We start from the raw sequence: 14,184 nt of genomic DNA, 5'->3' as shown, positions 1-14,184 counted from the left end.
GAAGGTTTCCTCTTACCTTGCGGTAGCGGTAACCTTCGCCTTAGCGTATTCGTCCGTTAGTGCTCATAGCCAATCCTTTTTGCGGAATATAACCAGCATTCCACAACCGAGTGTTACCATTACTGCAATTACGCCATAGTAGCCGTATTGTGAATGAGTCTCGGGTATATTGTCAAAGTTCATTCCGTAGATACCGGTGATTACGGTCAGCGGCATGAATATCGTAGTAATTGCGGTAAAGACTCTCATGATCTCATTGGCGCGGTTAGCGATACTGGATTGGTAGGCTTCGCGTAAGTTGCCCATGAGGTCGCGGTAGGTTTCGAATGTTTCAGAGATTTTAACCGCATTCTCATAAATATCGCTGAAGTACTTCTGCAGCTGATCATCGATCAGGCGGAGGTCCTTTTTGTTTAGAGTGTTGATAACTTCCTTCTGTGGCCCCAGCATCTTCTTCAGCCACAGAATTTCACTGCGCAGACCGATGATCTCGCTTAAGTGCGATTTCTTGGTGTGCATGAGGATATCCTCTTCAAGCTTTTCGATCCGTGCTTCGATCCGGTCGCCGACCGAGAAGTAATTATCTACTACGGTGTCGATCAGATGGTAAAGGAAGCGGTCAGGTTCGCTGACCTCCTGCTCCCACAGAATGGGCTTCAGGACACGCAGCTCATGAATTTTCTGTTTGGTGACGGTAATTATGAAATGTCTGCCCAGAAAAACGTTAAGCGCCCGGAGGAAAATCTCCTCATCATCAAAACGGATGCTGTTGACTACAATAAAATAATGGCTCTCATAAATTTCAATCTTCGGCCGCTGTTCCTCTTCGCTGAGGCAATCCTCAACAGCCAGATCATGCAGATTATACAGAGGCTGAAGCAGCTCCAAATCCTCGTCATCGGCATCGATCCAGTAGAATCCCTCTAAAGGGGCGGTAAGTGTTTCCTCAATATCATCGATCGGTGTAAAAACCCCTGCATTCACCAGCCGGATTTTCATCTGATTCACTCCTTCTGTCCCCGTTCTTCTCCAGGGGTATGCTAATTAAAGCACACGGAAAAAATCAGCTTGGCCGGTGGTACAATCAATGAATCGGCCAGAATGACGTTTCGAGGACATAAAGAAGAAATGCTCCCGCCGCCGGCAAGCTGATGTTAATCCTGTGTGGTTGCTCACTTTGTACGCTTAACTGCGCACCCGGGTCGCCTTCCATTCTTTACTCACCTCTTCTTTTCGTCAATTGTGCTGTGAAACACTTGTCTAGTATAACGCCGGGATATGCCTCTTACAAGCTAAATTCTTTACAGTTTAGGGGCTCTTCAGCATTGTATGGACTTGACGAAAAGCAGGTTCATGATTTAAAGTGAATTTTAAGAAAATAATTGAATACAGCTAAATCTTATCAAGAGCAGGTGGAGGGACTGGCCCGATGAAACCCGGCAACCGGCGTGTAAACGCACGGTGCTAATTCTTGCGGAAGCTATGCAGGGGAAGAAGATATCCCGGCATCGTTCTCTGGCAGATGAGAGAGGCGCATATGACTACAGCTATATGACCTTTCTCGTGCGAGAAAGGTCATTTTTGCATGCTTTTCAGCCAATGGAAGGACACTAATTCGATTAAGGAGTGGACACTCAATGCCAATCAAAATTCCCGACAGCTTACCGGCCAAAGAAGTATTATCCGGAGAAAATATCTTTGTAATGGATGAGAGCCAGGCTTTTCATCAGGACATCCGCCCCTTGCGGATTGCTATCCTGAATTTAATGCCTACCAAGGAAACGACAGAAACGCAGCTGCTGCGCCTGATCGGGAATTCCCCGCTCCAGGTCGATGTGATCCTTTTGCATCCCAGCTCGCATACCTCAAAAAATACTTCGCCGGAGCATTTGAAGAGTTTCTATAAAACGTTTGATGAAATCAGCGACCGCCGTCTGGACGGACTGATTGTCACCGGTGCCCCCGTAGAGCAACTGGAATTTGAGGATGTGAATTACTGGGAAGAGCTGAAAGAAATATTTGAATGGAGCAAGCACAACGTCACCTCGACGATGCATATTTGTTGGGCGGCACAGGCTGGATTATACCACCACTTCGGCGTACGCAAGGTCAGTCTGCCCGAGAAATGCTTCGGCGTCTTCCCGCACACCTTGAGCCATAATAACTTCAAGCTGCTGCGCGGTTTTGATGAGGTGTTCCATGTTCCGCATTCCCGCCACACCGACGTTTCCCGGGAAGATATCGAAGCGAATCCCGATCTGCAGATTCTTGCTGAATCCGAAGAAGCCGGAGTCTATCTTGTGTCAACACATGACGGCAGGCAGATTTTTGTCACTGGTCACTCCGAGTATGACCCATTCTCCCTGAAATGGGAGTATGACCGCGATATAGCCAAGGGAATGGATATTGCACTGCCGAAGCATTACTATCCAAAGGATGATCCTCAGCGTACCCCGCCGGCCGTATGGCGTGCCCATGCTAACTTATTGTTCGCCAATTGGCTCAATTACTATGTATATCAGGAGACCCCTTACGATATTGGTCCCATCATTTAATCATAGATGAGCAGAGAATGCTCAACACCACATTTAGGAGGCTTACCATGGACGAGAAACTAAGGATTGAAAGCAGACTGGCGCAGATTGGCTCACAGGAGGATCCTGCTACCGGTGCAGTGAATTATCCGATTTATAATGCAACGGCATTCCGCCACCCGAGACTTGGACAAAGCACAGGGTTTGATTACATCCGCACCAAAAACCCGACCCGGTCGGTGCTGGAAACGGCTGCGGCCGAGCTGGAATCCGGCGATGCCGGCTTTGCCTGCAGTTCCGGTATGGCAGCGTTAACCACCGTGTTTGCTTTGTTCGGCCAAGGCGACCATCTGGTTGTTTCGCTGGATTTGTATGGCGGCACCTACCGGCTGCTGGAACGGATTCTCTCGAAGTACGGCATCAGCGCCTCCTATGTGGATACTAATGACCTGGATGGCCTGGAAGCGGCACGCCGTCCGAGTACGAGGGCTGTGTTCATTGAGACTCCGACCAACCCGCTGATGATGATAACCGATATATCGGCTGTTTGTACGTGGGCCCGCCGGCATGGGCTGCTCACAATTGTAGACAATACGCTGCTCACTCCGTTCTTCCAGCGTCCGCTGGAGCTGGGCGCAGATATTATTGTCCACAGCGCGACCAAATATCTGGGCGGCCACAATGATGTTCTGGCGGGTCTGATCGTGACTAAAGGAGCTGAGCTCTCCGCAGAAATGGCCATCCTGCACAACTCTCTTGGAGCTGTTCTTGCTCCTAACGACAGCTATCAGCTGATGAAGGGCATGAAGACCCTGGCCCTGCGCATGGAGCGGCATGAGAGTAACGCGCTGGCTATTGCCCGTTATCTCCTGGAGCATCCGGCAATCGGGGAAGTATTCCATCCGGGGCTGCCGGATCATCCGGGCTACGAGATTCAGAACCGCCAGTCCTCCGGGAATACCGGAATCTTCTCTTTCAAGGTAAAAGACGCCAGATATGTGGAGCCGCTCTTGCGCCATATCCGTCTGATCGCTTTCGCTGAAAGTTTGGGTGGTGTGGAATCGCTAATGACCTATCCGGCAGTGCAGACCCATGCCGACATTCCGGTGGAAATTCGCGATGCAGTCGGTGTGGATGACCGTCTGCTGCGCTTCTCCGTCGGCATTGAGCATGTAAATGATCTGATTGCTGACCTTGCCCAGGCACTCGAAGCGGCGCGGATCGAGCTGGAGCAGGCTGTGACAGCTGAATAATTATTTAAGGAAGACGGCAGCGAGGTTCATGCGCTGCCGTCTTTTTTGTGGGAGCCGGCGGCAAAAGATTTTTCAAGCCGGCGGGATTTATGTTACGATGGGAGAATGAATGCAATTTATAAGATTCCTATTAACAACTAGAATTTATCAACCATATTGTATGGACTTTAAAGGAGGCTGCGAACGATGAGTGCGATAGATCTTATTCTGGATAAGACGCTGAAAGGCGAACGTCTCGGGCTGGAAGACACTATCCGGTTGTTCGAGAGCAACGAAATTGAGAAAATGGGAGCTGCCGCAGACGTCATTATGAAACGTTGGCACCCCGATCCGATCGCTACATTTGTAATTGGACGCAATATTAACTATACCAACGTATGCGATGTGTATTGTCGGTTCTGCGCGTTCTACCGCAGACCTGGTTCGGAAGAGGGGTATGTGCTTCCCGACGAAACCATCTATCAAAAAATCGCCGAGACGATTGCTGTGAACGGCACCGAAATCCTCATGCAGGGCGGGACGAACCCGAATTTGCCGTTCAGCTACTATACGGATATTCTCCGCGGCATTAAACAGCGTTTCCCGGAAATTACGATGCATTCCTTCTCCCCGGCGGAGATTATGAAGATGGTCGAGGTATCGGGATTACCGCTGGAGCAAGTGGTCCGCGAGATTCATGCCGCAGGCCTGGATTCCCTTCCGGGCGGCGGAGCCGAGATTCTTGATGACCGTACCCGCCGCAAAATCAGCCGGCTCAAAGGCTCCTGGCGCGAGTGGATGGATGTCATGCAGACTGCGCACAAAATCGGCATGAACACTACGGCAACCATGGTTATCGGTCTTGGCGAGAGCATGGAGGAGCGTGCGCTGCATCTGTTGCGTGTTCGCGAAGCCCAGGATGAATGCATTGCGAATAAATATGATTCCGAAGGCTTCCTGGCGTTTATCTCCTGGACCTTCCAGCCGGATAACACCAACCTGAAGCTGGACAGACAGACTCCGGAAGAATACCTGAAGACGGTGGCTATCAGCCGCCTTGTCCTGGACAACATCAAAAACTTCCAGTCCTCCTGGGTAACGATGGGACCGGAGGTAGGTAAGCTGTCACTCCAATACGGCTGTAATGATTTTGGCAGCACCATGATTGAAGAAAACGTGGTCTCATCGGCCGGTGCCACCTACAAGGTCAACATCGAATCGATCACCCAGTTGATCCGTGAAGCAGGCAAGATTCCGGCACAGCGCAACACGCGCTACGACATTCTGCGTACCTTCGAGGACGGGAACACGAAGATCGACAATGATTTTGTAATGCAGAACTAATATATACAAATGCGCATAAACCCCGCCAAGCAGTGATCCACTGTTTTGCGGGGTTTTATTATGCACGGTTTGTCGAATTGTGACGTAAGGCGACACAATGGAGGTAAGGGGTATTAATTCAAATATTTGGTGTTTAATTGAAATAAAATCCACAAACTTATATGTTATCTAACACGATATGAAGGTTGTGGGTTATTTTTGATCAAAATTTTACTAAAATAAACTATATTTAAATCAACGAGTAATTGTATTTGAGTATTTGTGTGATGTTATTTTACTTATTGAGTCATAAGAATTACCTTTTGAATTAAAGTTAGGGTGACTCTTTTGCCATATGTTTACTTTTAAATGAGGCGTCACAACTAAATTCAATGCTAAAAATGTGATATTTTACACAACTATTGAACTTAGTTTATGATTTTCGCTAGATTCATATATTCCCATATGATACAATCTTCCTCGGTCACTATAAAGAAAAAACTGGGAGGATTAATCGCTTATGGGAGAAAGACGATGGAACAAGCCGGTAGCTTCTATACTGGCAACCACGGTTCTGACTGCGCAAGTTTTGGGAGGGGTATTCGCAGGTTCAGTTTTGGGAGCAGATACAGCACAAGCTGCCGCGGCAGAAGCCTCTCCGGTGACAGTGGATCTGCGTCTGATGAGCACTACGGATGTGCACACCAATGTATACGGCTGGGATTATTACAAGAATGCTGAATCCTTGACGGTAGGACTTGATCGTACGTCAACGCTGGTTAAAGCAGCCAGAGAACAGAACAGCAATAATCTTTTGCTCGACAACGGAGATTTGATTCAAGGAACTCCGCTGGGAACATATATGGCGATCAAGTCGGATCTACTTACTAACGATGAACGGATTCATCCTCTCATTGCAGCTATGAACGTTATGGGCTACGATGCAGCAACCTTCGGTAATCATGAGTTTAACTACGGGTTGACGTATTTGGACCGTACCATTAATGGCAGCGACAAAGATAATACAGGTGCGAATTTTGATTATGTAAATGCCAATATCTATAACATCAATGGTTCAAATAAGTATCTGCCTTATGAAATCATCGATAAAGTAGTCAAGGGTTCTGATGGTCAAAACCATACCGTAAAGGTGGGTTTGCTCGGTCTGGTAACTCCGCAAATTATGGAGTGGGACAAAGCGAATCTGGATGGCCAAGTGAAAGTTGAGGATATCAGCGAAACAGCCGAGAAGTTTGTTCCTGAGATGAAGGCTAAGGGTGCTGATGTCATCATCGCCATGGCTCATTCAGGCTTTGATGCTTCTGCGACTGGAGAAGGCGCAGAGAATGATATCAACCAGCTGAGTAAAGTGGCAGGCATCGACGCTATTACTTTCTCTCATACACACAAGGTTTTCCCGACTAACGGTGTGGATTCTGCGTTGGATGCTTCGTTCAAGGATCCTGCGACTAAGGCTCCTTATAATAACGATGTTGCCAAAATTGACAATGTTAACGGTCATATCAACGGTACTCCAGCAGTACAAGCCGGTTACGGCGGCGGGTATCTGGGGCTGATCGATCTTAAGATTGTTCAAAACGGCAGTGCGTGGAAAGTGGATAAAGACAGCTCTAAGGCATCCACGGTTTCTATCGCTGGCGCAAAAGTGGATCCGGCGATTGATGCCGTAACTTCTGCAGACCATGAAGCAACCAAAGCCTATGTGAATCAGCCGCTGGGTAAAACCACTGCTCCGATGAACAGCTACTTCGCTATGGTACAGGATGATCCAACGGTTCAGATCGTAACTTACGCCCAGCAGCGTTATGTTTCGAACCTGATCAATTCCGACCCGGCGTTGTCCGAATACAAGGATTATCCTATTCTTAGTGTGGGTGCTCCGTTTAAGGCTGGACGCAATGGTCCGGCAGAGTACACTGAGATTAACGAAGGGAATCTGACTATCGCCAGTGCAAGCGACTTGTACTTGTATGACAATACGCTGAAGGCAATTGTTGTTAACGGCGAGACAGTGAAAAATTGGATCGAAATGAGTGCGGGTGCATTTAACCGGATCAAACCGGCAATTTCCACACCGCAGCCTCTGCTGAACTCCGGATTCCAAGTTTTCAACTTCGACGTAATTGACGGTGTTCAATACACTATTGACGTAACTAAGAACGCGAAATACAAACCGGACGGTACGATCAACGATGCATCCTCCAGCCGGGTAACCAGCGTAACTTACGGTGGAAAACCGCTTGATTTGAACCAGAAATTCGTAGTTGTTACTAATAACTACCGCGCGAGCGGCGGCGGTAACTTCCCTGGCGTTAAGGGTTCGCCTATGATAATCGATTCCCAAATGGAAAACCGCCAGGTGCTGATGGACTACATCAGAGAAGCTGGTACGGTTGACCCGACTGCAGACGGCAACTGGTCGATTGCACCAATCAAGGGAAATGTGAATGTTACCTTCACTTCTTCTCCTAAAGCGACGGCTGTACTGCCGGGCAATATGACGGATACTGGTGTTAAAGATGCGAAGGGCTTTGAGGTTTACGGCCTTAATCTGAAAGAAACACCGGTGAAACCAACCCAGGATGTTGAGGTTCACTTGCTGGGGATCAATGACTTCCACGGTCAATTGGATACTACTTCGATTATGGACGGCAAAAATGCGGGTACGGCTGCGATTCTCGCAACTTACCTGAAAGAAGCACGTGCTAAATATACGAATTCGCTACTGTTCCACAACGGGGATTCCGTTGGTGCATCCGCTCCAGTGTCCTCACTTGAACGTGATGAGCCAACACATGTGTGGATGAACATGATGGGATTTGATGTCGGAACACTGGGTAACCATGAGTTTGACCAAGGTGTTCCAGCACTGAAAACACAGATTTTCGGTGGTGTTGATCCTAAGAACAGTAAAATAACCCATGCTGGTGCTGATTTTGATTACATCAATGCCAATGTGGTAGACAGTACTTACAAACAACCGATCATCAATCCTTACGTCATTAAAGAAGTAGGCGGCGTAAAAATCGGATTTATCGGCGTTGTAACAAAGGCGACACCTAGCAAGGTAGCCCCTTCCGGCCTGGTAGGTGTAAACTTCCTGTCTGCTTCGGAAGAAGTGGCAGCAATTGAGAAATATGCAAAAGAGCTTAAGCAAAAAGGTGTAGAGACGATCATTGTGCTTGCCCATGATCCTGCTACAACTAAAGGCGATGCAACTTCAGGCTTTGTAACAACAGGTGAAGCGGCTGATCTGGCCAAAGCCCTGCCGGCTGACTCGCCGGTTGATGTGATCGTGGCCGGAGATAATCACGGTTATGCTAACGATACTGTGAACGGTAAGCTGGTAGTTCAGGCTTACTCTTACGGTTCGGCATTTGAAGATATTAAGCTGATTATTGACCACAACACAGGTGATGTTAAAGCGAAGTCTGCAACTGTTACTAAAACTTTCCAAGAGGGTGTAACACCAGATCCTGAGACGGTAGCTCTGGTGAACAAGTACTTGGCTCTGCATCCTGAGCTGACGCTTCCTGTAGGTACAACTGACGGCACAATCACCCGTACCGATGTTTACAACAATGAGGCTGCCCTGGGCAACCTGATTGCTGACGCTATGCGGCAGGCAGATTTCGGCGATGGAGTCCCTACTGCTGATTTCGCCTTTATGAATCCGGGCGGTATCCGTGCCGATCTTCCGAAGGGAAATGTATCTTTCGGCGATCTGGCCAAAATCCAGCCGTTCGGCAACACACTCGTGAAGCTGAAGCTTACCGGTGAGCAGATCAAAACCCTGCTGCAGCAGCAATGGGCTGTGAAGGCTGACGGAACGCCGGATACGAAAACCCTGCAAATTTCCGGCCTGAAGTATACAGCTAATATGTATCTGCCGGTTGATCAGCGGATTGCCAGCCTGACCAAAGCTGACGGCACACCAATCAGCATGACGCAGACCTACACCGCAGTCGTCAACAACTTTATGGCTGCCGGTGGAGACAACTACATCGTGCTGACTCAAGACAAAAACCCGCTGGCCGGTCCGATCGATCTGGATGTATTCTATGATTACATCGTAGACACATTCAAAGGCGGCGCCATTACAGCCAAAATCGAAGGCCGTATTACGAATAATGTGAAGCCTCCTGTAGCCATCCCAGGCGGAACAGTAACACCAACTGCAACACCGGCACCAACAACAAGCCCTGCTCCTTCGGCAACACCGGCACCAACAGTGAAGCCGGTTCCTTCGGCAGTACCGTTCAAGGATCTGAGCAAGGTGGTATGGGCTCAAGAAGCCATCACCTCCCTGGCTGCAAAAGGGATCTTGAAGGGACTTGAGGACGGTAACTTCGCACCAATGAAGAACGTTACCCGTGCTGAATTTGTTACGATGCTCGTTCGTGCTCTGAACCTGAGCAACTCCGGTCCATCCGCAAGCTTCAAGGATGTGAAGCAGGGAGCATGGTATACCGACTCTATCGCTGCTGCTGTCCAAGCGGGCCTTGTCAAAGGCTCCGGAAACGGCAAATTCGAACCGGGACGTGAAATAACCCGCGAAGAAATGGCGATTATGATCGTTAATGCTCTTGGAGCTCAATTGCCTAAGATTGACACTTCGGCAGCCCTTGGACAATTTGCTGATAAGTCCTCCATTGCCTCTTACGCTCAGGAAGCTGTTGCAAAGCTGACTCAGGCGGGAATTGTAAATGGTGTAGACGGCGGTAAATTCGCACCGAAAGCGATCGCGAACCGTGCGCAAGCTGCAGTCATTATTTATCGTATGCTGAATAACAAAGCTTCCTAATCTTTCAATTGTACAAAAGGTGTTTCGTCAGTCATCTCCGGATGGCTGGCGGAGCATCTTTTTTATTATCTTCATTAAATGCAGTTTCGTTGCTCATGTGAAAAAGCCCGGTGCGTATCACACCGGGCCTTTCACATTTCTTGCCTGTAAGCCATTTTATTTTACAGCAGCTTCCCATTTGCAGCGGACCGGAGAAACAATTGCGCTTTCCTTCTTAAGCTCTGTAAAAGCCTTGTCGATGGCTTTACGTTCCAGTCCGGAGAGCTTTTCTACTTCGCCTGCGCTGAGCGGATTTGCTGAAGCTTTGAGAATATCCAGCACCTGATCTTTTACACTCATGTGTACACTTCCTAACCCTATAATTTTAATTGAAAGAATGACTTCTTAGATTTGTAGTATAGAAGAGTGTCGGGGGAAATGCAGTGATGTTTGTGGGATCGAGCACAAAAAAATTCACAGAATCCATTTACATATAAATCCAAAAGTGATATCATAATTATATCAAATACATATCTTATGGAGGTGCCATTATGAAAGAAAAAGTATTGCGTCCGGTAAGTGGTTTCTGGGTGATTGCACTGATCGCCATTTGTATCGGAGGCGGGGTTTACGGAGCAGTTCAGGCGTATATCACGGTGCCGATTATTCTTTTTGTCCTTGCTTCGGTGTTGTGCACCAGTATTAGTGTGGTACAGCCCAATAAGTCGGTTGTGGTAACATTCTTCGGGCAATACGTCGGAACCATTGTGCACAGCGGTTTATGGGCAGTTATTCCTTTTAGTATCCGCAAGACAGTGTCCCTTCGGGTACGCAACTTCAACAGTGTTAAGCTTAAGGTGAATGATGTAGAGGGAAATCCGATTGAGATTGCAGCAGTAATTGTTTTCAAAGTCATCAACTCCGCTAAGGCGCTGTTCGATGTCGATAAATACATGGCCTTTGTGGAAATCCAGAGTGAGACAGCGCTGCGTCATGTAGCCAGTAAATATCCGTATGACAACTTTAACGAGTCCGGGATGTCGCTGCGGGCCAACGCTGACGAAATTGCCAAAGAGCTGGCAACGGAACTGCAGGAACGCCTCTCCTTGTCCGGGGTAGAAGTGATTGAAGCACGTCTGACCCATTTAGCGTATTCAACTGAAATTGCCAGCACCATGCTGCAGCGCCAGCAGGCTTCTGCGATTCTCTCTGCGCGGCAGATTATTGTGGAAGGTGCAGTCGGCATGGTGGATATGGCTATCCGCCAGCTTAAAGAGAGCGGTGTGGTGGAGCTCGACGAAGAACGCAAAGCGGCAATGATCAACAATCTGATGGTGGCGATTGTGTCGGAGCGCGGAGCGAGTCCGGTCATCAACGCCGGCTCGTTGTACTAGAGGACGGTCCATTATGGCGGCCAAAAAAAGCTTTCCGCTGCGGATCGATCCTGAGCTGCACGAAGCGTTGGAACGCTGGGCGGGAGAGGAGTTTCGCAGCGTTAACGGACATATTGAATACTTGCTGCGTGAGTCTTTGAAGCGGGCGGGCCGCTTGCCGGGCAAAAAAAGCCGGGAAGAGGAGTGACTGGTACAGGAAACTTCACCTGCGCTAAGCTGCTTGAATGTCATATTTTGAATGTCGACCGCCGTCAGGCTTGACGGAAGCTGGCGACAGATTTATAATTACTCCATAATTCACGTTAACAGCTTCGACAAAGATATGGATCGTTGATTCAGGACCGCTTCAGAGAGAGGGAACAAGGCTGCAATTTCCTCCGGTATCCGGCATTCGATCTACCCCTTTATAGCTGCGGTTATGAACTCCTGGTACGTTGTCTGCCCGGGACTGTAAGAACCGCCGGTTCATGGCCGTTATTCCATGCTGACGAAGGATTCTGTTACTGGAATCGAATTTGGGTGGAACCACGGGTGCAATCACTCGTCCCTTTGCGGGACGGGTGTTTTTTGTATGCGTGGATTCTTCCGTTCCGCAGAATCCGCCGCCGCGCGCGGGCTCAACAAATGAAGTTTTCGCCACGGTAATTAGTGATGGCTAATCAATCCCTTAGGAGGAACAACAATGTCAGTAAGTATTAAACTGCCGGACGGATCGGTCCGGGAATATGAGAACGGAAGCAGCATCGAGGATGTAGCCGCTTCGATCAGCAGCGGACTTCGCAAGAATGCAGCCGCAGGTAAGCTCAATGGAGTCGTTGTCGATTTGTCGACCCCTCTGGAGGAGGGCGCTCTGGTGGAGATCGTAACCCTGGATTCCCCGGAAGGCCTTGAAGTTATGCGCCACAGTACAGCGCACTTGATGGCTCAGGCAGTTAGACGACTGTTCGGTGCGAAGGAAGTTAAGCTTGGGGTAGGTCCGGTTATCGAGGACGGCTTCTATTATGATATGGACCTGGAGCATCCGCTTAATCCGGAGGATCTGCTGAAGATTGAGAAGGAAATGGAACGCATCGTTAACGAGAATCTGCCGATTGTGCGCAAAGAAGTCAGCCGTAAGGAAGCGCTTGAGATTTTTGGAGAACTGGGCGATCCTTATAAGCTGGAACTCATTGAGGCTCTGCCGGAAGACAGCGTGATCTCAATTTACGAACAAGGCGAGTTCTTCGACCTCTGCCGCGGTCCGCATGTACCTTCGACTTCGAAGATCAAAGTGTTCAAGCTGATGAATGTGGCCGGGGCTTACTGGCGCGGAGACAGCAAGAATAAAATGCTTCAGCGTGTATACGGTACTGCCTGGATCAAAAAAGCACAGCTGGACGAGCATCTGCACCTGCTGGAGGAAGCGAAAAAACGTGACCACCGCAAGCTGGGCAAAGAACTGGAAATTTTCACATTCAACCAGCTGGTTGGACAAGGCTTGCCGATCTGGCTGCCAAAAGGCGCGAAGCTGCGCAGTATTCTTGAACGCTATATTGTGGATCTGGAAGCAAGCCTTGGTTATCAGCATGTATACACTCCTGTACTAGGTAACGTAGAGCTGTACAAGACTTCCGGACACTGGGAGCACTACCAGGAAGACATGTTCCCTAAAATGGTCATCGACACTGAAGAATTTGTGCTTCGTCCGATGAACTGCCCGCATCACATGATGATTTATAAGAGCTCGATGCACAGCTACCGTGATCTGCCGATCCGTATTGCTGAGCTGGGCACGATGCACCGCTACGAAATGTCCGGCGCGTTGACTGGTTTGCACCGTGTACGCTCCATGACGCTGAATGACTCGCATATTTTCTGCCGTCTGGATCAGATCAAGAGCGAATTCAAACGCGTGCTGGAGCTGATCAAACAGGTATACAGCGATTTCGGTATTCATGATTACCGCTTCCGCTTGTCCTACCGTGATCCGCAGGATACAGAGAAGTATTTCCAGAACGATGAAATGTGGGAAACTGCACAGCGTATGCTGCGCGAGGTAGCCGAAGAAGCGGGTCTGCCGTTCTTTGAAGCGGAAGGCGAAGCTGCCTTCTACGGACCGAAGCTGGATGTACAAATCCGCACGGCGCTGGGTAAGGAAGAAACTCTGTCTACTGTACAAATCGACTTCCTGCTCCCTGAGCGCTTTGAACTGGAATACGTCGGCGATGATGGTAACAAGCACCGTCCGGTCGTATTGCACCGCGGAATTCTTGGTACCATGGAACGTTTTGTAGCTTTCCTGCTGGAGAACTTTGCAGGTTCCCTACCACTGTGGCTGTCACCGCAGCAGGTTAAGATTATACCTGTATCTTCAGCCTTTGATGACTATGCCAAGGAAGTCGAAGCGAAGCTGCTCAAGAGCGGCATCCGGGCTGAGGTCGATCTGCGCAATGAGAAGATGGGCTATAAGATCCGTGAAGCCCAGCTGGAGAAGCTACCATATATGTTCGTAGTCGGTGAGAATGAGATGAATGCCGGTTCTGTATCAATCCGCAAACGCGGAGAAGGCGATCTCGGAGCGAAACCGCTTGATGAAGTTATCGAATCGCTGAATGCGGAAATTTCCGGCCGCGTAATTTAATTTTGCCGGGAGCTCTGCCGCAATCCGGCTAATAGCCACCCAATAAAAACCTCTGTCATCAGCCTCGTGAAGCCGAAGAATCGTGCTTCATGTATAAAATTTTGTGAAACGGGAAACCTTCGCTAATAGGGGGAGGTTTAACAAATGAACAAAATGGGCTTATGCCAGAGGTTTTGGTGTCTGATTGTCACGATGGTACTTGTATTGACTGCAGCCGGTATCTATCCGGATTATGGAAGCAAGTCAGTAGAGGCCAGCGGGATGGCAGACACTGCAG

Annotated in this window: 9 protein-coding genes and 1 riboswitch; of the genes, 7 read left to right on the top strand and 2 right to left on the bottom strand. The window is 48.9% G+C overall.

From position 1 onward, the window contains the following. Positions 1 to 63: 63 nt before the first annotated feature. Positions 64 to 999: a magnesium/cobalt transporter CorA gene (gene corA, locus L6H70_RS13210; protein ID WP_206103960.1), complete on the bottom strand. Its 936-nt coding sequence runs from the start codon at positions 997 to 999 to the stop codon at positions 64 to 66. A 397-nt stretch (positions 1,000 to 1,396) separates the two neighbouring features. Beyond that, a riboswitch (SAM riboswitch) is annotated at positions 1,397 to 1,529 on the top strand. A gap of 108 nt (positions 1,530 to 1,637) precedes the next feature. On the opposite strand from corA, the gene metA reads away from it, so the two are divergent. The 4 genes from metA to L6H70_RS13190 all read left to right on the top strand — a co-directional run bounded on the left by metA (position 1,638) and on the right by L6H70_RS13190 (position 9,914). Further along, positions 1,638 to 2,555, top strand: coding sequence for a homoserine O-acetyltransferase MetA (gene metA / locus L6H70_RS13205; protein WP_236333736.1), 918 nt, complete (start codon positions 1,638 to 1,640; stop codon positions 2,553 to 2,555). Positions 2,556 to 2,602: 47 nt separating this feature from the next. Continuing rightward, complete coding sequence (locus L6H70_RS13200) at positions 2,603 to 3,787, top strand: PLP-dependent transferase (protein WP_236333734.1); 1,185 nt, start codon at positions 2,603 to 2,605, stop codon at positions 3,785 to 3,787. Between the two features lie 186 nt (positions 3,788 to 3,973). Next, complete coding sequence (gene mqnC, locus L6H70_RS13195; RefSeq protein ID WP_236333732.1) at positions 3,974 to 5,110, top strand: cyclic dehypoxanthinyl futalosine synthase; 1,137 nt, start codon at positions 3,974 to 3,976, stop codon at positions 5,108 to 5,110. 499 nt (positions 5,111 to 5,609) lie between these two features. Continuing rightward, complete coding sequence (locus tag L6H70_RS13190) at positions 5,610 to 9,914, top strand: bifunctional 2',3'-cyclic-nucleotide 2'-phosphodiesterase/3'-nucleotidase (RefSeq protein ID WP_236333730.1); 4,305 nt, start codon at positions 5,610 to 5,612, stop codon at positions 9,912 to 9,914. 156 nt (positions 9,915 to 10,070) lie between these two features. On the opposite strand, the gene L6H70_RS13185 is transcribed toward L6H70_RS13190, so the two are convergent. Beyond that, positions 10,071 to 10,253: a transcriptional regulator gene (locus L6H70_RS13185; RefSeq protein ID WP_236333728.1), complete on the bottom strand. Its 183-nt coding sequence runs from the start codon at positions 10,251 to 10,253 to the stop codon at positions 10,071 to 10,073. A 191-nt stretch (positions 10,254 to 10,444) separates the two neighbouring features. On the opposite strand from L6H70_RS13185, the gene L6H70_RS13180 reads away from it, so the two are divergent. The 3 genes from L6H70_RS13180 (at position 10,445) to thrS (ending at position 13,907) form a co-directional block, all read left to right on the top strand. After that, complete coding sequence (locus L6H70_RS13180; protein WP_236333725.1) at positions 10,445 to 11,287, top strand: SPFH domain-containing protein; 843 nt, start codon at positions 10,445 to 10,447, stop codon at positions 11,285 to 11,287. A 13-nt stretch (positions 11,288 to 11,300) separates the two neighbouring features. Then, complete coding sequence (locus L6H70_RS13175) at positions 11,301 to 11,474, top strand: type II toxin-antitoxin system antitoxin (RefSeq protein ID WP_236333723.1); 174 nt, start codon at positions 11,301 to 11,303, stop codon at positions 11,472 to 11,474. Between the two features lie 495 nt (positions 11,475 to 11,969). Beyond that, a complete protein-coding gene (gene thrS / locus L6H70_RS13170; protein WP_236333721.1) occupies positions 11,970 to 13,907 on the top strand; it encodes a threonine--tRNA ligase in 1,938 nt (645 codons plus the stop codon). The last annotated feature ends 277 nt before the right edge of the window (positions 13,908 to 14,184 follow it).

This window comes from Paenibacillus auburnensis (assembly GCF_927798115.1).
GTDB classification, from domain to species: domain Bacteria; phylum Bacillota; class Bacilli; order Paenibacillales; family Paenibacillaceae; genus Paenibacillus_AQ; species Paenibacillus_AQ auburnensis.
The sequence above is the reverse complement of the archived record's forward strand: the minus strand, read 5'-3'. Positions and strand labels throughout refer to the sequence as shown.

Excerpts from the sequence above, each read along its gene's own strand:
- corA (WP_206103960.1), bottom strand. The coding sequence starts at position 999 with ATGAAAATCCGGCTGGTGAATGCAGGGGTTTTTACACCGATCGATGAT.
- metA (WP_236333736.1), top strand. The coding sequence starts at position 1,638 with ATGCCAATCAAAATTCCCGACAGCTTACCGGCCAAAGAAGTATTATCC.
- L6H70_RS13200 (WP_236333734.1), top strand. The coding sequence starts at position 2,603 with ATGGACGAGAAACTAAGGATTGAAAGCAGACTGGCGCAGATTGGCTCA.
- mqnC (WP_236333732.1), top strand. The coding sequence starts at position 3,974 with ATGAGTGCGATAGATCTTATTCTGGATAAGACGCTGAAAGGCGAACGT.
- L6H70_RS13190 (WP_236333730.1), top strand. The coding sequence starts at position 5,610 with ATGGGAGAAAGACGATGGAACAAGCCGGTAGCTTCTATACTGGCAACC.
- L6H70_RS13185 (WP_236333728.1), bottom strand. The coding sequence starts at position 10,253 with ATGAGTGTAAAAGATCAGGTGCTGGATATTCTCAAAGCTTCAGCAAAT.
- L6H70_RS13180 (WP_236333725.1), top strand. The coding sequence starts at position 10,445 with ATGAAAGAAAAAGTATTGCGTCCGGTAAGTGGTTTCTGGGTGATTGCA.
- L6H70_RS13175 (WP_236333723.1), top strand. The coding sequence starts at position 11,301 with ATGGCGGCCAAAAAAAGCTTTCCGCTGCGGATCGATCCTGAGCTGCAC.
- thrS (WP_236333721.1), top strand. The coding sequence starts at position 11,970 with ATGTCAGTAAGTATTAAACTGCCGGACGGATCGGTCCGGGAATATGAG.